The sequence below is a fragment of the Cellulomonas jepli genome (genome assembly GCF_047229345.1).
Lineage (GTDB): Bacteria > Actinomycetota > Actinomycetes > Actinomycetales > Cellulomonadaceae > Cellulomonas_A.
On sequence record NZ_JBFTER010000003.1, the window covers coordinates 48,725 to 67,799 of the forward strand.

The window sequence follows — 19,075 nt, forward strand, 5'->3', positions numbered from 1 at the left end:
GTGCCGTCGCTCACCCGCTTCCTCGGCGTCCTGCGCGAGGACCTCGACGTCGCGCGGCGCCGCGACCCCGCGGCCCGCTCCGTCGTCGAGGTCGCCCTCGGCTACCCGGGGGTGCACGCGGTGTGGGCGTACCGGCTGTTCCACCGCATGTGGCGCGAACCCGGTCTGAGGCTGCCCGCGCGCCTGCTCTCGCAGGCGACGCGGGCGGCCACGGGCATCGAGATCCACCCCGGCGCGCGGCTCGGGCGCCGGCTGTTCATCGACCACGGCATGGGGGTCGTCATCGGCGAGACGGCGGTCGTCGGCGACGACGTCGTGCTGTTCCACGGCGCGACGCTCGGGGGCCGCACGATGCGCGTCGGCAAGCGGCACCCGACGCTCGGCAACGACGTCGTCGTGGGTGCGGGCGCGAAGGTCCTGGGCCCCGTCTGGATCGGCGACGGCGCGCAGATCGGCGCGAACGCGGTCGTGGTCAAGGACGTGCCGGCGGGCTCGGTCGCCGTCGGGGTCCCGGCCGAGGTCCGACGCCGGCCCTCGGCGTGGACGGCCGAGGACATCGTGGACGACCCCGCGATCTACATCTGACGCGGGGTCGCGGTGCACCTGACCTGGACGCTCACGACCTGACAGACTCCTCCCCGGGCGCGACGAGGCGCCCGCACGAGGCAGGGACGAGGGCGCGATGCGACTGGGTTACCACACGGGCTACTGGTCGGCGGGTCCGCCGCAGGGAGCGCAGGAGGCGGTGCTCGCGGCCGAGCAGCTCGGGTTCGACTCGGTCTGGACCGCGGAGGCGTACGGGTCGGACGCCCTGACGCCGCTCGCCTGGTGGGGGGCCCGGACGTCGCGCATCCGGCTCGGCACCGCGATCGCGCAGATCTCGGCGCGCACCCCCACCGCGGCCGCGATGGCCGCCCTCACGCTCGACCACCTGTCCGGCGGGCGCTTCACGCTCGGGCTCGGGGCGTCCGGGCCGCAGGTCGTCGAGGGCTGGTACGGCCAGCCGTACCCCCGCCCGCTGGCGCGCACGCGCGAGTACGTCGAGGTCGTCCGCCAGGTGCTCGCCCGGGAGGCGCCGGTGACGTACGACGGCGCGTTCTACCAGCTCCCGCTCCAGGGCGGCGCGGGGCTCGGCAAGGCGCTGCGCTCGACGGTGCACCCGCTGCGCGCCGACCTGCCGATCCACCTCGCGGCGGAGGGGCCCAAGAACGTCGCGCTGTCCGCCGAGATCGCGGACGGGTGGCTGCCGCTGTTCTACTCCCCGCGGATGGACGCGACCTACCGCGAGCTGCTCGCCGACGGCTTCGCGCGGCGCGGCGCGGGAGCGCGGCCCGTCGAGGAGTTCGAGGTGACGGCGACGGTGCCCGTGGTGCTGGACGACGACGTCGAGCGCGCGGCCGACCATGTCCGGCCGTTCATCGCGCTGTACGCGGGCGGCATGGGCGCCAAGGGCGCGAACTTCCACCGCGACGTGCTGGACCGGCTCGGGTACGCGGACGCGTGCGACGAGATCCAGGCGCACTTCCTCGCCGGCGACCGCGCGCGTGCGACGGCGGCCGTGCCGCTCGAGCTCGTGCAGGACGTCGCGCTCGTCGGGCCGGCGGCGGAGATCCGGGGCCGGCTCCCGTCGTGGCGGAGCACCGCGATCACCACCCTGCTCGTGCAGGCGGACCCGCGCTCGCTCCCGCAGGTCGCCGCGCTGCTCGCCTGACCGCGGGCCCCTCGCGACGCCACCCGGGCGGGTGACGTCGGCAGCGGCATGCCCGGACCGGGTTGGCCGCGGGCCCCCAGGGGCGCTACTGTCGGCCCGTTCCCACTGTGTGGGAACCGCGTCCCAGAATGTGGACGCACTCCGACGGCGACGAGAGGCAGGCCCATGGCGCAGCGCACCGTGCCGGTCGCGTCGCACGTCGCCGCGCCGAGCTGTCGCGCCTGCTGTTGTCCGCAGCCGCACCGCAGCCGCGCCTGACGGGTCCGCCCGCCCAGACCCTCCCGGTCACCGACCGGACGCGCCCGCCGGTGCACCACACCCCGCAGCTGCCCAGCACGCGTGCACCCGGCCGGTCCCAGGCCGCCCCGGAGCCCGTGCCCGACTCCCCCAGGACGGCCATGGCCCTCACCCCCTCCCTCGCGAGCCGCACGCCCGGCACCGCGGGGGCCCACCCCGTCGCGCTGCGCGGCGTGAGCCGCACGTTCCCCACCGCGACCGGTCCGCGCGTCGTGCTGCACGACGTCGACCTCGAGCTGACCGCCGGGGAGATCGTCGCGATCATCGGCCCCTCGGGCTGCGGCAAGTCGACGCTCCTGCGCCAGGTCGCCGGGCTCGACGTGCCGGACACCGGCGAGATCCTGCTCGACGGCAGCCCGGTCGCGGGCGTCGACACCCGCACCGCCGTGGCCTTCCAGGAGCCCCGCCTGCTGCCCTGGCGCACGCTCAGCCAGAACGTCGCGCTCGGCCTCCCGCGCGGCACCGACCGGTCCGCCGGTGCCCGCCGCGTCGGCGAGCTGCTCGACCTCGTCGGGCTCGCGTCGTCCGCGGGGCTGCGGCCCCGCCAGGTCTCGGGCGGGATGGCGCAGCGCGCGTCGCTCGCCCGGGCGCTCGCGCGCAACCCCGGCGTGCTCCTGCTCGACGAGCCGTTCGGTGCGCTGGACGCGCTGACCCGCCTGAAGATGCAGGACCTCCTGCTCGAGGTCCACGCCGCCGAGCCGACGACCGTGCTGCTCGTGACGCACGACGTCGAGGAGGCGCTCTACCTCGCCGACCGGGTCGTGCTGCTCACGACGCTGGCCACCGCGGACCCCGGCACCGGCTCGGTCCGCTCGGTCATCCGGGTGCCCGGCGACCGCCCGCGCGACCGCGCCGACCACGTGCTCGCCGAGCTGCGCGCCGAGCTCCTCGAGGGCCTCGGCGTCCCGACGCACCACCGCACGCCCGGCGACCCGGACCTGCACCACTCCATCTGAGCCTCCGCTCCCCACCCGCGCCGTCCCCCACGGCTCACCACCCGAGAGAGAGACCATGAACATCCGTACCGCACTGCCCGCCGCCGCCCTCGTCACCGTGCTGGCCACGAGCGTGCTGAGCGGCTGCGTCGCGGGCGAGGGTGCCGCCGCCGAGCCCGACGACGCGGGCACGCCGGCCGCCGACGCCGGCTGGAGCGACACCGAGCTCACCCTCGACTTCGCGACCTACAACCCGCTGAGCCTCGTGATCAAGGAGCAGGGCTGGATCGAGGAGACCCTCGGCGACGACGTGACCGTCACCTGGGTCCAGTCGGCCGGTTCCAACAAGGCCAACGAGGCGCTGCGTGCGGGTGCCGTCGACGTCGGCTCGACCGCCGGCTCCGCGGCGCTGCTCGCCCGCGCGAACGGCTCGCCGATCAAGGTCATCGACATCTACTCCCAGCCGGAGTGGGCGGCGATCGTCGTGCCCGCGGGCTCCGACATCACCGACGTGAAGCAGCTCGCGGGGAAGTCGGTCGCCGCGACCAAGGGCACGGACCCGTACTTCTTCCTGCTCCAGGCGCTCGAGGAGGCCGGCGTCCCGCTCGCCGACGTCGAGGTGCAGAACCTTCAGCACGCCGACGGCAAGGCCGCGCTCGAGAACGGCAGCGTCCAGGCGTGGTCCGGGCTCGACCCGCTCATGGCCGCGAGCGAGGCGACCGCGGGCTCGACGCTGATCTACCGCAACATCGACTTCAACACCTACGGCTTCCTCAACGCGACCGAGGAGTTCCTCACCGAGAACCCCGACCTCGCGCAGGTCGTCGTCGACGCGTACGAGAAGGCGCGCGCGTGGGCCGAGGAGAACCCCGAGGAGGTCGCCGCGATCCTCGCCGAGGTCGCCGCGATCGACCCGGCCGTCGCCACGACGGTCATCACCGAGCGCACCAACCTCGCCGTCGACCCGGTCCCGGGCGACGCGCAGCGCGAGGTGCTCGAGGTCGTCGGCCCGATCTTCGTCGAGTCCGGCGACGTCGCGAGCCAGGACGCCATCGACGACGCGCTCGAGGCGCTCCTGGAGCCCGCGTTCGCCGAGAAGGCCGACCCCAGCACGATCGCGGACTGACCGCCGGAGCCGTCCCTGCGCCGCCCGGCGCGGCGCGGGGACGGCTCACCTCGCGACCCCCGGGCCGCACACCGCGCACGACTCCGCACCCGCACCACCTGGAGCACTCATGACGATCCCTGGCAGCCTCGGGGCCGGACCGGTGACCGACGACGAGGGCCGGCGCCGCGAGGGCGTCGACCCCGCCACGTCGTCCCCGGCCTCGTCGCCCCCGGCGTCGTCCCCGGCCACGGACGCGCCCGGCCCGGACGCCGCCGCGCAGGTGCGCCCGGGCACCGGCGTCGCCGGACCGGTCGGCTCCGGCACCGCGGTCACCCTCGCGGGCGGCTCCCGGGTGCGCGAGCACCGCCGTCCGGCGCTCTCGCGTGCCTGGGTGCGCGCCGGCCTCGGTGCGGTGCTGCCGCTCGCGCTGCTCGGCGTCTGGCACGCCGTGACCGCGGCAGGGCTCGTCCCCGCCTACCAGCTCCCGGCGCCCGCCTCGGTGTGGACCGCGGCGGTCGACCTCGCCGAGCGGGGACAGCTCGGGCAGTTCGTCGCGATCTCCACGCAGCGTGTGCTGCTCGGCTTCGTGATCGGAGGCAGCCTCGGCCTCCTGGTCGGCGCCCTCGTCGGGCTCTCCCGCGTCGCGAGCGCGCTCCTCGCCCCGACGATCGGCGCGGTGCGCGCGGTGCCGTCGCTCGCGTGGATCCCGCTTCTGATCCTCTGGATGAAGATCGGCGAGGAGTCCAAGATCACGCTCATCGCGATCGGGGCGTTCTTCCCGGTCTACACGACCGTCGCCGCCGCGCTGCGCCACGTCGACCCGCACCTCGTCGAGGTCGGGCGCGCGTACGGCCTGCGCGCCGTCTCGCTCTTCAGCCGCGTGCAGCTGCCCGCGGTGCTGCCCTCGATGGTCTCGGGCCTGCGCCTCGCGCTCGCGCAGTCGTGGCTCTTCCTCGTCGCCGCGGAGCTCATCGCGTCGTCGATGGGGCTCGGGTTCCTGCTCATGGACTCGGGTCAGAACGGCCGCATCGACCGGCTCCTGCTCGCGATCGTCCTGCTCGCCCTGCTCGGGAAGATCACCGACTCGCTGATCGGCCTCGCCGAGAAGCACCTGCTCCGGAGGTGGTCGTGACGACCGGCACCGTGACCACGCACGCGCGCGAGCGCTCCTACCCGGCACCGGCCGCGTTCTCCGCGCGGGCCCAGGTCGGCCCGGCCGAGCACGCGCGGCTCGCCGCCGCTGCCGACGCCGACCCCGTCGCGTTCTGGGAGGACGCCGCCCGGCGGCTGCAGTGGGACACCCCCTGGCACACCGCGCACGCGTGGTCGCCCGCGGTCCCCACGAGCGACGACCCGGACGCGCCGCTGAGCGTCCCCGAGGCGCGCTGGTTCCTCGGCGGGACGCTCAACGTCGCGGTGAGCTGCGTCGACCGGCACGTCGCCGCGGGCCGGGGCGACAAGGTCGCGCTGTTCTTCGAGGGCGAGCCGGGCGACCGCCGGGCCGTCACCTACGCCGAGCTGCAGCGCGAGGTGGCCCGCGCGGCGAACGCGCTCACGGCGCTCGGCGTCGGGAAGGGCGACCGGGTCGTCGTCTACCTGCCGGTGCTCGTCGAGACCGTCGTCGTGACGCTCGCGATCGCCCGGATCGGCGCCGTCCACTCGCTCGTGTTCGGCGGCTTCTCCGCCGAGGCCGTGCGGTTCCGGCTCCAGGACACCGGCGCGAAGCTGCTCGTGACGTCGGACGGCCAGTTCCGCCGCGGCGTCGCGACGCCGACCAAGGCGACCGCGGACCAGGCGGCCGCGGGCCTCGACGCGCTCGAGCACGTGCTCGTGGTCCGCCGCACGGGCGACGCGACGCCCGACGTGCCGTGGACCGAGGGCCGCGACGTCTGGTGGCACGACGTCGTCGGCGCCGCGAGCGACGTGCACGAACCCGAGTCGTTCGACTCGGAGACGCCGCTGTTCATCATCTACACGTCCGGCACGACCGGGCGGCCCAAGGGCCTGGTGCACACCGCGGGCGGCTACCTCACGCAGGCGTCGTGGTCGCACTGGCTGCACTTCGACGCGCGCGACGACGACGTGCACTGGTGCACCGCCGACCTCGCCTGGGTCACCGCGCACACGTACGAGATCTACGGCCCGCTCTCGAACGGCCTGACCCAGGTGATCTACGAGGGCGTCCCGAACGCCCCGCACCAGGAGCGTCACCTCGAGATCATCGAGCGGTACGGCGTGACGGTCTACTACACCGCACCGACCCTCATCCGGACCTTCATGACGTGGTTCGGCGACGACCTGCCCGGCGGGCACGACCTGTCGTCGATCCGGCTGCTCGGGAGCGTCGGCGAGGCGATCAACCCCGAGGCGTGGGCGTGGTTCCACCGCAACCTCGGCCGCGGCGAGGCGCCGGTCGTCGACACGTGGTGGCAGTCCGAGACGGGCGCGGCGATCATCGCGCCCGTGCCCGGGGTCTCGACGCTCAAGCCCGGTTCCGCGACGCGGCCGTCGCTCGGGGTCTCCGCGCGCGTGGTCGACGAGGCGGGCGAGCGCACCGCCCCGGGCGAGCAGGGGTTCCTCGTGCTCGACCGGACGTGGCCGGGGATGGCGCGGACCATCTGGGGCGACCCCGAGCGGTACCGCGACGCGTACTGGTCCCGGTACGCCGCGCAGGGCTGGTTCTTCGCGGGCGACGGCGCGCGGTACGACGAGGACGGCGACATCTGGCTGCTCGGGCGCGTCGACGAGGCGATCAACGTCTCGGGGCACCTGCTCTCGACGATCGAGATCGAGTCGGCGCTCGTCGCACACCCCGCCGTCGGCGAGGCGGGCGTCACGGGCGTGCACGACGCGCTCACCGGGCAGGGCATCGCGGCGTTCGTCGTGCCGACGAGCCCGCCCGGTCCGGTCGAGGACGTCGCGGCGTGGCAGGCGGCGGCAGCGGCGCTGCGCGACGAGCTCCGGACGCACGTCGCGACGGCCATCGGCCCGATCGCCAAGCCGCACGACGTCGTCGTCGTCCCGGAGGTGCCCAAGACCCGCTCGGGCAAGATCCTGCGCCGCCTGCTCGCGCAGCTGCGCGACGGGGAGACGCTCGGCGACACCACGTCGCTGCAGAACCCGTGGGCCGTCGAGGACATCGCCCGGATCCTGGGTACCGTGCAGCCGGGCACGCCGGCCGCCGACGTGACCCGCCCCCGCACGACCGAGGCCGAGGAGGCCCGCACCGCATGACCGACCACCGTTTCGGCTTCCGTACGCGTGCGCTGCACGCCGGGGCCATCCCCGACGCCGCCACCGGCGCGCGCGCCGTGCCGATCTACCAGTCGACGTCGTTCGTCTTCCAGGACACGACCGACGCCGCCACGCTGTTCGCGCTGCAGAAGTACGGCAACATCTACTCGCGGATCGGCAACCCGACCGTCGCCGCGTTCGAGGAGCGCATCGCCTCGCTCGAGGGCGGGATCGGCGCCGTGGCGACCGCGTCCGGCATGGCCGCCGAGTTCATCGTGTTCGCGGCGCTCGTCGGTGCGGGCGACCACGTCGTCGCGGCGGCGCAGCTCTACGGCGGCACCGTCACGCAGCTCGACGTGACGCTGCGGCGGTTCGGCGTCGAGACGACGTTCGTGCCCGGCAGCGACCCCGCCGACTTCGCCGCGGCGATCCGGCCCGAGACCAAGGTCGTGTACGTCGAGTCGATCGCGAACCCGTCGGGCGAGATCGCCGACCTCGCGGGGCTCGCCGAGGTCGCGCACGCCGCCGGCGTCCCCCTCGTCGTGGACTCGACGCTCGCGACCCCGTACCTCCTCCGGCCGATCGAGCACGGCGCCGACATCGTCATCCACTCCGCGACGAAGTTCCTCGGCGGGCACGGCACGACGCTCGGCGGCGTCGTCGTCGAGTCGGGCACGTTCGACTGGGGCAACGGGCGCTTCCCGCAGATGACCGAGCCCGTGCCGTCGTACGGCGGCGTGAGCTGGTGGGAGAACTTCGGCGAGTACGGCTTCCTCACCAAGCTGCGCAGCGAGCAGCTGCGTGACATCGGCCCCGCGCTGTCCGCCCAGTCGGCGTTCCAGCTGCTGCAGGGCGTCGAGACCCTGCCGCAGCGCCTCGACGCGCACCTCGCGAACGCCCACGCGGTCGCCCGGTGGCTCGAGGAGGACCCGCGCGTGTCGTACGTGAGCTGGGCCGGGCTGCCGAGCCACCCGCACCACGAGCGCGCCGCGCGGTACCTCCCGCAGGGACCCGGCTCGGTCTTCGCGTTCGGGCTCGCGGCGACACCCGACCGCGACGGCCGCGAGGTCGGCCGCCGGTTCATCGAGGCACTCCAGCTCGCGAGCCACCTCGCGAACATCGGCGACGCCCGCACGCTCGTCATCCACCCCGCCTCCACGACGCACCAGCAGCTGAGCGCGGAGCAGCTCGTCGCGGCCGGCATCCCCGCGGACCTCGTCCGGCTCAGCGTCGGCATCGAGGACGTCGAGGACATCCTGTGGGACCTCGACCAGGCCCTCACCGAGGCGAGCGGAGCGACCCGATGAGCACCGTCATCCCCCCGGTCGGCGGCGGCGACGCGTGCGCCGTGCCGACGCCTCCCGCGCCCGTGCCGTCGACCTCGGCCGAGCGCGACCCCGCGACCGCCGCGCCGGCCCGCACCTGGACCGGCCCGGGCGCCCAGGAGCGGCTCGCGCTGCTGCGGCGCACGCGCACGGTCGCGATCGTCGGGGCGTCGACCAACCCCGCGCGCGCGAGCTACTTCGTCTCGACCTACCTGCTGTCGAGCTCGCCGTACGAGGTGTACTTCGTCAACCCGCGCGCGAGCGAGATCCTCGGCCGGCCGGTCTACCCGTCGCTCGCGGCGCTGCCGGTCGTGCCCGACCTCGTCGACGTGTTCCGCCGTCACGACGACCTCCCGAGCGTGCTCGACGAGACGCTCGCGGTCGGCGCGAAGGCGCTGTGGCTCCAGCTGGGGTCGTGGCACGAGAACGTCGCACGCCGCGGCGAGGCGGCGGGCCTCCCGGTCGTCATGGACCGGTGCCTGAAGATCGAGCACGCGCGCTTCCACGGCGGCCTGCACCTCGCAGGCTTCGACACGGGCGTCATCAGCTCGCGGCGCGCCTCGTCCTGACGCCGGCGCGGACCGCCCGTGCAGGCCGGTCCCGCGGCGCTCAGGGCTGCGACCCGCGGCACCTGCACGTCCCGGCGAGGCCCCGCACCCCCCGACGACCGACGCCCGTGCCGCACCGGCGCGGGCGTCAGTCGTCGTCGTCCGGGAACCAGATCGCCCGGCGCAGCGCGACGCGCGTGCCGTCGGCCGTGAGCGGCGTGCCCTCGGCGCCGAGGTGGTCGAGCGCCCGCCGGGCCGCGTGCACGGGAGGTCGGCCCGCGGCGTTGACGACGCGCCACCACGGGACGCCGCTCCCGGCGCGTGCGAGCACCTGACCGACCTGGCGCGGACCGCCGCGCGCGGTGCCGCCGGACGCCACGAGCTCGTCGGCCACGACCTCGGCGATCGTGCCGTACGTCATCGCCCGCCCGGCGGGGATCCGCTCGACGAGGTCGAGGACCGCCTCGAGGTACTCCTCGTCCACCGTGCGCCTCCCGCGCTCAGTCGCGGTGCACGAGCACGAGGGCCCGGTCGTCGTTCTCGCCCGCGCGCACCTCGGCGAGCACGGCCTCCGCGCCGCCGCGCCGGGTCGCGAGGAGCTGCTCCGCGGCACCCATGAGGCGGTCGATACCGAGGTCGAGGTCGTAGCCGGGCATCTCGACGAGGCCGTCGGTGTACAGCAGCAGGACGTCGCCGTGGTCGAGCCGGCCCGAGCGCGCGGTGTAGGTGACGCCGCCGACGACCCCGAGCGCCGGGCTGCCGACCGTGTCGACGACGTCGATGCGCCCCGAGCCCGCGTGCAGGTGCACCGCGGGCGGGTGCCCCGCCGACGAGATCCAGTACTCGCCCGTGCCCAGGTGGACCGCGACGTGCACCGCGGTCGCGAACCCCTCCTCCCACGCCTGGGAGAGCAGGTACTCGTTGGCCGCCGCGAGGAACTCGGTCCGCGGCATCGAGCCGAGCAGCCCCCCGAACGCGCCGGACAGCAGCAGCGAGCGCACCCCCGCGTCCTGCCCCTTGCCCGAGACGTCGACGAGCACCATCTCGAGCTGGTCGCCGCGCTCACGCTTCGTCGCGACCATGAAGTCCCCGGAGAACGCCTCGGCGTGCGCCGACCGGAGCGCGGTGTCGACGCGCCAGCCCGGCGGGAGCGGCGGGATGCGGCCGTGCGCCGCGAGGCGGTCACGCAGGTCGACGAGCATGAGCTCCCCGGGCGCACCCTGGAGGCCGAGCCGCGCACGGGCCCGCGCGAACGAGAGCACCGCGACGACGGAGATCGCGAGCACCACGAGCACCCCGGGGACGAGGGTCCGGAGACCGATCGACCGCAGCAGCACGATCTCCACGAGGACGAACCCGCACAGCACGACCATGCCGCCGAAGCGCAGCAGGAACGCGCCCACGAGCAGGAGCAGGAGGAACGTCGCGGGCGGCACCCACTCGGGGAACGCGAGCGCGCCGAGCACGATGAGGACGCTCAGCCCGGTGAGCGCCGCGGTCAGGACGACCTGGGACTGCAGCCCGAGGCGCCGTTGCCGTGCCGCGACCCGGGCGCGCACGGACGCGCGGCCCCGCCTGGGGACCCCCGATGTCGTCACGTCGTGAGGGTATCCAGGGCGCGGGGCCGGGGACAGGCGGACGCGGCCGGAAATGCACGTGACCTGCGCCGCCGCGGCGCCCGAGGATGGCGCCATGACGTCTGCTCCCGCCGGTTACCGTGTCGTCGAGGTCCCCGAGTCGCGCAAGGACGAGCTCCTCGAGGTCGACCACCTCGCGTTCGCGTTCGAGCCCGACGCGGAGACGTCCGCGCAGGTCCCGATGACGCTCGAGTGGGACCGGACCGTCGGCGTCGAGGCACCCGACGGGACGCTCGCGGCAGTGCACGGCTCGTTCCGCCTCGTGCTGCCCGTGCCGGGCGGCTCGGTGCCGTGCGCGGGCCTGACCTGGGTCGGCACGCGGCCGGACCAGCGCCGGCGCGGGCTGCTGTCCACGATGATCGACGCCCACTTCGCGCGGTCGCTGGCCCGTGGCGAGCCGGTGTCCGCGCTCTACGCGGCGGAGTCGGCGATCTACGGCCGGTTCGGCTACGGCAGCGCCGCCCAGAACGTCCGGATGACCGTCCCGCGCGGCGCCGCGCTGCGTCCCGTGCCGGGCTCGGACGCCCTGGGCGTGCGGTACGAGAAGCTCGACCCGGACGTGCACGGACCGCTCGTCCAGCGCGTGCACGTCGCTGCGGGCGCGGGCCGGCCGGGCTGGATCACGCGCGACACCGACGCCCTGCGGAGCAAGCACCTGGCCGACCCGCCCGCGTGGCGCGACGGCGCCGAGCCGCTGCGCGTGGTGACGGTCCTCGACGGCGACGAGCCCCGCGGCTACGCGCTCCTGCGCCGCAAGGAGGTGGGGACGGACGGTCAGCCCGCGATGGTCGTGCGGATGCACGACCTCGCGGCGCTCGACGCGGCCGCCGCGCACCGCCTGTGGTCGGTCGTGCTCGACCTCGACCTGACCTCGGTCGTCGAGACCCCGATGCTCGCCGTGGACGACGCGCTCGTGCAGCTGCTCCTCGACCCGCGCGGCCCGCGCCCGCGCGTCGCCGACAACCTGTGGCTGCGCGTCCTCGACGTGCGTGCGGCCCTCGCCGCCCGCCGGTGGAGCGCGCCGGTCGACGTCGTGCTCGACGTGCAGGACGCGCGGCTGCCCGCGAACGCCGGACGGTGGCGCGTCACGACCGGCGAGCCCGGCGCCGACGGCACGTGGGACGCACGCGTCGAGCCGACGCACGACCCGGCCGACGTCGCGCTCGACGTGCGCGAGCTCGGGGCCGTCTACCTCGGCGGCCGCTCGCTCGGCGCGCTCGGCCGGGCCGGGCTGGTCACCGAGCTCGTGCCCGGGACGCTGCACCGGGCGTCCGCAGCCTTCGGGTGGCCGCTCGCCCCGGTGTGCAGCTGGGCGTTCTGACGCGGGGTCCGTCGGCGGCGGGTGGACCGCCGGACCGGGCGGGCGGGGCGCCCGGGGGTCAGCGACCGGCCTCGTAGGCGGTCAGCAGGTCGATCCGGCGCTGGTGGCGCGGGTCGCCGCTGAACGGCTCGGCGACGAAGGCCTCGACGAGCGCGACGGCGTCGTCGACCGAGTGCTGACGCGCGCCGATCGCGATGACGTTCGCGTCGTTGTGCTGCCGGCCGAGCTTCGCCGTCTCGGTGCTCCAGGCGAGGACGGCACGGACGCCGGGCACCTTGTTCGCGGCGATCTGCTCGCCGTTGCCGGACCCGCCGATCACGATGCCGAGCGAGCCGGGCTCGGCGACGACGGCCTCGCCCGCCGCGAAGCACACCGGCGGGTAGTCGTCCTGCGCGTCGTACTCGTGCGCGCCGTGGTCCACGACCTCGTGCCCCGCGGCCCGCAGGTGCTCGGTGAGGGCGGACTTGAGCTCGAAACCGGCGTGGTCGGCGGCGACGTGGATGCGCATGGGCCGATTCTGCCGCATCCCGGACCGGCCGCGCGGAGCCGTCCGGGGCACGCCCCGCGGGGCACCCGCCGGCCGCCCACCACCCGCTGCACGCCTCCAGCGAACACCGCCGCGCGGCCCCTCGCGCGCGAGCACGCCGCGCCTACGCTGGGTGCGCCCGCACGAGGAGAGCTCGTGGGACGCCCGAGGAGAGCGAGAGAACGCATGGCACGCAGCGGCATCGACCTGACCGCGCTCGACACCGACGTCCGTCCCCAGGACGACCTCTACGCGCACGTCAACGGCCGGTGGGTCGCGTCGCACGAGATCCCCGCGGACCGGGCGACCGACGGTGCGTTCCGTGCGCTGCACGACCGCGCGGAGGAGCAGGTCCGGGTCATCATCGAGGAGGCCGCGGCGCGGGCGGCCGCCGGCGAGGGCGAGGGCGTCGAGGCGCAGGTCGGCGCCCTGTACGCGAGCTTCATGGACGAGGACCGGGTCGAGTCCGCCGGCGTCGAGCCGCTGCGCGCGGACCTCGCGCTCGTCGACGGCGCGACCTCCGCGGCCGAGCTCACGCAGGCCCTCGGCGCGCTCCAGCGGACGGGCGGCGCGGGCGCGGTCGGCTTCTGGGTCGACAACGACGCGAAGGACCCGACGCGGTACGTCGTCTACCTCGTGCAGTCGGGCCTCGGGCTGCCCGACGAGTCGTACTACCGCGACGCGCAGTACGCCGAGCTGCTCACGGCCTACCGGCCCCACGTCGCCCGGATGCTGCGCCTCGGGGGCGCGGTGGCCGACGCCGAGCGGGCCGACGAGCTCGCGGGCCGGGTCGTCGCGCTCGAGACGCAGCTCGCCGCCGGGCACTGGGACGTCGTCAAGGACCGTGACGCGGACCTGACCTACAACCCGACGACGCTCGACGCGCTCGCGGCGTCGGCCCCCGGGTTCGACTGGCACGCGTGGGCCCGTGCGCTCGGCGCGCCCGAGGCCGCGATGGAGCAGCTCGTGGTGCGCGAGCCGTCGTTCGCCGAGGCGTTCGCGCGCCTGTGGACCGAGCTGCCGCTCGAGGACTGGAAGGCGTGGCTGGCCTACCACCTCGTCTCCGCCCGCGCGCCGTACCTCCCGGCGGAGCTCGTCGAGGCCAACTTCGACTTCTACGGCCGCACGCTGACCGGCGCCCAGGAGCTGCGGGACCGCTGGAAGCGCGGCGTCGCGCTCGTCCAGGCCGCCCTCGGCGAGGCCGTCGGCAAGGTCTACGTCGAGCGGCACTTCCCCGCGGAGCACAAGCAGCGCATGGAGGTCCTCGTCGGGCACCTCGTCGAGGCCTACCGCGAGTCGATCGGCGAGCTCGACTGGATGGGCGAGGAGACGCGGGTCAAGGCGCTCGCGAAGCTCGACGCGTTCACGCCCAAGATCGGCTTCCCGGCGCGGTGGCGCGACTACTCGGCGCTCGTGCTCGAGCCCGACGACCTGCTGGGGAACGTGCGGCGCGCCAACGCGTTCGAGCAGGACCGCGAGCTCGCGAAGATCGGGAAGCCGATCGACCGCGACGAGTGGTTCATGACGCCGCAGACCGTCAACGCGTACTACAACCCGGGCATGAACGAGATCGTGTTCCCGGCCGCGATCCTGCAGCCGCCGTTCTTCGACGCCGACGCCGACGACGCGGTGAACTTCGGCGGGATCGGCGCGGTCATCGGGCACGAGATCGGGCACGGCTTCGACGACCAGGGCTCGAAGTACGACGGCGACGGCCGGCTCGAGGACTGGTGGACGGCCGAGGACCGCGCGGAGTTCGAGACGCGTGCGGCGGCGCTCGTCGCGCAGTACTCCGCGTTCTCCCCGGCGCAGCTGGGCGACGAGCACCGCGTGAACGGCGCCCTCACCGTGGGCGAGAACATCGGCGACCTCGGCGGGCTCACGATCGCGCTCAAGGCGTACCGGCTCGCGCTCGGCCGCCCGCTCGACGAGGCCCCGGTGATCGACGGGCTGACCGGCGTGCAGCGCGTGCTGCTCGGCTGGGCGCAGGTCTGGCAGACCAAGGCGCGCGACGAGGAGGCGGTCCGCCGCCTCGCCGTCGACCCGCACGCCCCCGCGGAGTTCCGCTGCAACGGGGTGCTGCGCAACCTCGACGAGTTCTACACGGCCTACGACGTGCAGCCCGGCGACGCGCTGTACCTCGCGCCCGAGGAGCGCGTGCGCATCTGGTGACCGGACGAGCCGGGCCCGCGCGGTGACGCACGGGCCCGGCTCGTGCTGCGTGCTGCGTGCTGCGTGCTGCGTGCTGCGTGCTGCGTCAGCCGATGGCGACGAGCTCCGCCCGCGCGAGCCGGAACCCCGTGCCGGTCGCGTCCTCGACGCACGTCACGCCGTTCGTCGCGCTCGTGCAGGTCCACCCGCCGACCGTCGACGTCGACCCGTACTCGAGCACGGGGACGTCCGGCGCTGCCTTCGCCGGGGCCGGACCGTCGACGCACGGGGTGTCGACCCCCTCCGCGCCGGCGACCACCACGTGCCCGATCGTCCCCGTGCACGCCTCGGCGCCCGGCGGGACGAACGTCTTGTCCGCGATGGTGCAGGTCACGCCGTCGTCGGACATCGTGCAGGCGATGTTCCGCAGCTGCGTCGTGAAGGACGCCAGGCCGGCGCCGGTCGCCGTCGGGGTCGGTGTCGGTGTCGACGCCTGACCCGACGCCGATGCCGACGGTGCCGGGTCGACGTCCGACCCGGCGTCACCCGGGCCCGTGCCGCGCAGCGCGCCGCTCAGGACGACCGCGGCGACCACGACCAGGGCGAGCACGAGCACGAGGTCCACCAGCAGGAACGCCCTCATCCCCCGGCTCAGCCCCGCCATGCGTGACGACAGACCCACCTCGCGCCCTTCCGTCGACCGTGCGTGCGGCGCCCAGCATCACACGTGCCGGGCGTGCTGCTCCACACGGGTGACCCCGCGCACCCGCTGGTCGGGCGCGTGCGCGGGGTCGGGTCCCGCGGCGCGGGCGGGCGGGAAGGGCGCGGCGCGGGGGTGGCGCCGGCATGACCCGTCAGTCGAAGACGGGCCCCTGCGTCCGGGTGCGCTTGATCTCGTAGAAGCCCGGCACGCTGGTCACGAGCACGAAGCCGTCGAAGAGCCGGCCGGCGGCCTCGCCCTTGGGCGCCGGGGTCATGACCGGGCCGAAGAACGCGGTCCCGTCGATCGCGACGACGGGCGTGCCGACCTCGTCGCCCACGAGGTCGATCGCGCGCTGGTGCGACGCCCGCAGCTGCTCGTCGTAGGCGTCGGTGGAGCCGGCCTCGGCGAGCTCCGCGGGCAGGCCGACCTCGGCGAGGGACTCCGCGATGATCGCGGCGGTGTCACGCCGGCCGCCCGGGTGCCGGCGCGTGCCCAGCGCGTCGTACAGCGGTCGCAGCACCTGCGGACCGTGCTGCTCCGCCGCCGCGACGAGCACACGGACCGCGGCCCACGACTCGTCCATCAGCGTCCGGTAGCTCTCCGGCAGGTCCCGGCCCTCGTTCAGCACGGACAGGCTCATGACGTGCCAGCGGACGTCGACGTCGCGGACCTGCTCGACCTCGACCATCCAGCGCGACGTCATCCACGCCCACGGGCAGGCCGGGTCGAACCAGAAGTCCACGGTCGTGCGGGTCGCCCCGTCGGCGGCCGTCGCGGCGGTCTCGGTCGCGGTGGTCTCGGCGGTCTGCGGCACGTCGTCTCCTCGTGGTCGGATCAGGTTCTTCGGGGCAACCACATCATCCGCGCGGACATTCCGCCCGTGAAATGATCGGGTCGGCCACGAGCCACCCCGCGCCCCGAAGGAGACACCGCGTGCCTGCTGAGAACCTCACCCGTGACGAGGCGCGCGAGCGCGCGGGCGTCGTCGCCGTCGAGTCGTACGACGTCGTGCTCGACCTCACCACGGGCCCGGCCACGTTCTCCTCGCGCACCGTCGTGCGGTTCACCGCGACGCCCGGCGCCGGCACGTTCCTCGACCTGATCGCCCCGACGGTCCACGAGGTCACGCTCAACGGCCGCGCGCTCGACGTCGCGTCCGTCGTCGCCGACTCGCGGATCCGGCTCGACGACCTCGCCGCCGACAACGAGGTCGTCGTGCTCGCCGACTGCGCGTACATGAACACGGGCGAGGGCCTGCACCGCTTCGTCGACCCGGTCGACGACGAGGTCTACCTGTACTCGCAGTTCGAGGTGGCCGACTCGCGGCGCGTCTTCGCGGTGTTCGAGCAGCCCGACCTCAAGGCGACGTTCGCGTTCACCGTGACGGCGCCGGCGCACTGGACCGTGGTGTCGAACTACCCCGCCACCGGGGAGCCCGCCTCCGTCGAGGGCGGGACGAACCGCAACGGCGGGCGCGACGCCGGCACCGCGACGTGGACGTTCGAGCGCACCCCGCGCATCTCGAGCTACATCACCGCGATCGTCGCGGGCCCGTACCACGCGGAGCACGGCGAGCTCACGAGCAGCGACGGGCGCACCGTCCCGCTCGGGGTGTACTGCCGCGGCTCGCTCGCGCAGCACCTCGACACCGAGAACATCCTCGACATCACGCGCGCCGGGTTCGCGTTCTACGAGGAGGCGTTCGGCGTCCCGTACCCGTTCGCGAAGTACGACCAGCTCTTCGTGCCCGAGTTCAACGCCGGGGCCATGGAGAACGCCGGCGCCGTCACGTTCCTCGAGAACTACGTCTTCCGCTCCAAGGTGCCCGACGCGACCGTCGAGCGCCGCGCCGTGACGATCCTGCACGAGCTCGCGCACATGTGGTTCGGCGACCTCGTGACGATGCGCTGGTGGGACGACCTGTGGCTCAACGAGTCGTTCGCCGAGTACGTCTCGACGCTCGCGACCGCCGAGGCGACGCGCTGGACGAGCGCGTGGAGCACGTTCTCCTCGATGGAGAAGAACTGGGCGTACCGCCAGGACCAGCTGCCCTCGACCCACCCGATCGTCGCGGACATGCGCGACCTCGAGGATGTCGAGGTCAACTTCGACGGCATCACCTACGCCAAGGGCGCGAGCGTGCTCAAGCAGCTCGTCGCGTGGGTCGGCAAGGACGAGTTCTTCGCGGGCGTGCGGAGCTACTTCGCCAAGCACGCGTGGGGCAACACCGAGCTCGCGGACCTGCTGCGCGAGCTCGAGGCCACGAGCGGGCGCGACCTGTCGGCCTGGTCCGGGCTGTGGCTCGAGCAGTCCGGCGTCACGTTGCTGCGGCCCGCGGTCGAGTCCGCGCCGGGCGAGGACGGCGTCGAGACGATCACGTCGTTCGCCGTGCTCCAGGAGGTGCCCGCCGAGCACCCCGTGCAGCGCCCGCACCGCCTCGCGATCGGCGGCTACGACGTCGTCGAGCAGCCCGACGGCAGCACGGCCCTCGAGCGCACGCTGCACGTCGAGCTCGACGTCGACGGCCCGCGGACCGAGGTGCCGCAGCTCGTCGGCGAGCAGCGACCCGACCTCGTCCTGGTCAACGACGGCGACCTCGCCTACGCCAAGGTCCGGCTCGACGCACGCTCGCACGCGACCGCGCTCGAGCACCTCGGCGCCTTCGCCGACTCGCTCCCGCGCACCCTCGTGTGGACGGCGATGTGGGACGCGACCCGCGACGGCGAGACCCCGGCACGCGACTTCGTCGACCTCGTGCTCGGCAACCTCGCGCGCGAGTCCGACTCGTCGGTCGTCCAGGTGCTGCTCCGCCAGCTGTCGACGGCGCTCGACCTGTACGTCGCGCCCGAGCACCGCGAGACCACCGAGGTCGCCGCGGCGGACCGCCTGCTCGTGCTCGCCGAGCAGGCGGCGGACGGCTCCGACACCCAGCTGCAGCTCCTCAAGGCGTTCGCGGGGCGGTCCGTGACCGCCGAGCAGCTCGACGTCGTCGCCGCTCTGCTCGACGGCTCGCGCACCCTCGACGGCCTGACGATCGACACCGACCTGCGCTGGGAGCTCCTGACCGCGCTCGTCACGGGTGGGCGGGCCGGCGAGGCGGAGATCGCGCGCCAGCTCGAGGCCGACCCGACCGCCACGGGTCACCGCGCCGCCGCGGCCGCCCGCGCGGCGGTCCCGACGCCCGAGGCGAAGGCCGCGGCGTGGCGCTCGGCCGTCGAGAGCGACGAGCTCGCGAACGCCCTCCAGGCCGCCACGATCGGCGGCTTCGGGCGCGTGCACGACCGCGGCCTGCTCGTCCCCTACGTCGAGCCGTACTTCGCGGCGATCGAGGACGTGTGGGAGAACCGGACCAACGAGATCGCGCAGAACATCGTGCTCGGTCTGTACCCCACGGACCTCGCCGACGACGCGCGGGTCGACGTGCTCGGCGCGACGGACGCGTGGCTCGCGGCGCACCCCGACGCGGCCCCCGCGCTGCGCCGGCTCGTCGTCGAGTCGCGCGACGGCGTGCGTCGCTCGCTCGCCGCGCAGGAGGCGGACCGCGCCCGCGGCTGACCACCCCGCACGACGACGGCCCGG

Annotated in this window: 16 protein-coding genes; 11 read left to right on the forward strand and 5 right to left on the reverse strand. The window is 74.7% G+C overall.

Going from position 1 to position 19,075, the window contains the following annotated elements; all coding sequences use genetic code 11:
- From epsC to AB6N24_RS01420, 8 genes are all read left to right on the forward strand, one after another.
- Entirely contained in the window at positions 1–585 is a 585-nt protein-coding gene (epsC, locus tag AB6N24_RS01385; protein ID WP_412867643.1) for a serine O-acetyltransferase EpsC, read from the forward strand.
- 97 nt (positions 586–682) lie between these two features.
- Positions 683–1,711 (forward strand): LLM class F420-dependent oxidoreductase, encoded by a 1,029-nt coding sequence (locus AB6N24_RS01390; RefSeq protein WP_412867644.1) that lies wholly within the window; start codon positions 683–685, stop codon positions 1,709–1,711.
- Positions 1,712–2,109: 398 nt separating this feature from the next.
- The gene (locus AB6N24_RS01395; protein ID WP_412867645.1) at positions 2,110–2,964 is read left to right on the forward strand and encodes an ABC transporter ATP-binding protein; all 855 of its coding nucleotides are present in this window, start codon (positions 2,110–2,112) and stop codon (positions 2,962–2,964) included.
- 55 nt (positions 2,965–3,019) lie between these two features.
- Positions 3,020–4,069, forward strand: a complete 1,050-nt coding sequence (locus AB6N24_RS01400; protein WP_412867646.1) for an aliphatic sulfonate ABC transporter substrate-binding protein — start codon at positions 3,020–3,022, stop codon at positions 4,067–4,069.
- Between the two features lie 109 nt (positions 4,070–4,178).
- Positions 4,179–5,183, forward strand: coding sequence for an ABC transporter permease (locus tag AB6N24_RS01405; protein ID WP_412867647.1), 1,005 nt, complete (start codon positions 4,179–4,181; stop codon positions 5,181–5,183).
- Positions 5,180–7,285 (forward strand): acetate--CoA ligase, encoded by a 2,106-nt coding sequence (gene acs, locus AB6N24_RS01410; protein WP_412867648.1) that lies wholly within the window; start codon positions 5,180–5,182, stop codon positions 7,283–7,285. Before AB6N24_RS01405 ends, acs begins: the two co-directional genes overlap by 4 nt.
- Positions 7,282–8,592 carry an O-acetylhomoserine aminocarboxypropyltransferase/cysteine synthase family protein gene (locus tag AB6N24_RS01415; RefSeq protein ID WP_412867649.1) on the forward strand — a complete coding sequence of 437 codons (1,311 nt, stop codon included), beginning with the start codon at positions 7,282–7,284 and terminating at the stop codon, positions 8,590–8,592. The genes acs and AB6N24_RS01415 overlap by 4 nt, the downstream gene beginning before the upstream one ends.
- Positions 8,589–9,179 carry a CoA-binding protein gene (locus AB6N24_RS01420; protein WP_412867650.1) on the forward strand — a complete coding sequence of 197 codons (591 nt, stop codon included), beginning with the start codon at positions 8,589–8,591 and terminating at the stop codon, positions 9,177–9,179. Before AB6N24_RS01415 ends, AB6N24_RS01420 begins: the two co-directional genes overlap by 4 nt.
- A 127-nt stretch (positions 9,180–9,306) precedes the next feature.
- Here the strand turns inward: AB6N24_RS01420 and AB6N24_RS01425 are convergent, their stop codons facing one another.
- Positions 9,307–9,642 (reverse strand): MGMT family protein, encoded by a 336-nt coding sequence (locus AB6N24_RS01425; RefSeq protein ID WP_412867651.1) that lies wholly within the window; start codon positions 9,640–9,642, stop codon positions 9,307–9,309.
- Positions 9,643–9,658: 16 nt separating this feature from the next.
- The gene (locus AB6N24_RS01430) at positions 9,659–10,756 is read right to left on the reverse strand and encodes a PP2C family protein-serine/threonine phosphatase (RefSeq protein ID WP_412867652.1); all 1,098 of its coding nucleotides are present in this window, start codon (positions 10,754–10,756) and stop codon (positions 9,659–9,661) included.
- A 94-nt stretch (positions 10,757–10,850) separates the two neighbouring features.
- On the opposite strand from AB6N24_RS01430, the gene AB6N24_RS01435 reads away from it, so the two are divergent.
- Positions 10,851–12,116, forward strand: a complete 1,266-nt coding sequence (locus AB6N24_RS01435) for a GNAT family N-acetyltransferase (protein WP_412867653.1) — start codon at positions 10,851–10,853, stop codon at positions 12,114–12,116.
- Positions 12,117–12,174: 58 nt separating this feature from the next.
- Here the strand turns inward: AB6N24_RS01435 and AB6N24_RS01440 are convergent, their stop codons facing one another.
- Entirely contained in the window at positions 12,175–12,624 is a 450-nt protein-coding gene (locus AB6N24_RS01440) for a ribose-5-phosphate isomerase (RefSeq protein WP_412867654.1), read from the reverse strand.
- 204 nt (positions 12,625–12,828) lie between these two features.
- Between AB6N24_RS01440 and AB6N24_RS01445 the strand changes: the two genes are divergently transcribed.
- Positions 12,829–14,814: a M13 family metallopeptidase gene (locus AB6N24_RS01445; RefSeq protein ID WP_412867655.1), complete on the forward strand. Its 1,986-nt coding sequence runs from the start codon at positions 12,829–12,831 to the stop codon at positions 14,812–14,814.
- An 85-nt stretch (positions 14,815–14,899) separates the two neighbouring features.
- On the opposite strand, the gene AB6N24_RS01450 is transcribed toward AB6N24_RS01445, so the two are convergent.
- Together AB6N24_RS01450 and AB6N24_RS01455 are read right to left on the reverse strand one after the other, a co-directional pair.
- Positions 14,900–15,475 (reverse strand): hypothetical protein, encoded by a 576-nt coding sequence (locus AB6N24_RS01450; RefSeq protein WP_412867656.1) that lies wholly within the window; start codon positions 15,473–15,475, stop codon positions 14,900–14,902.
- A gap of 172 nt (positions 15,476–15,647) precedes the next feature.
- Positions 15,648–16,238 carry a mycothiol-dependent nitroreductase Rv2466c family protein gene (locus AB6N24_RS01455; RefSeq protein WP_489672047.1) on the reverse strand — a complete coding sequence of 197 codons (591 nt, stop codon included), beginning with the start codon at positions 16,236–16,238 and terminating at the stop codon, positions 15,648–15,650.
- 191 nt (positions 16,239–16,429) lie between these two features.
- Here AB6N24_RS01455 and pepN point away from each other — a divergent pair, with 191 nt between their 5' ends.
- Complete coding sequence (pepN, locus tag AB6N24_RS01460; protein WP_412867658.1) at positions 16,430–19,051, forward strand: aminopeptidase N; 2,622 nt, start codon at positions 16,430–16,432, stop codon at positions 19,049–19,051.
- Positions 19,052–19,075: the final 24 nt, after the last annotated feature.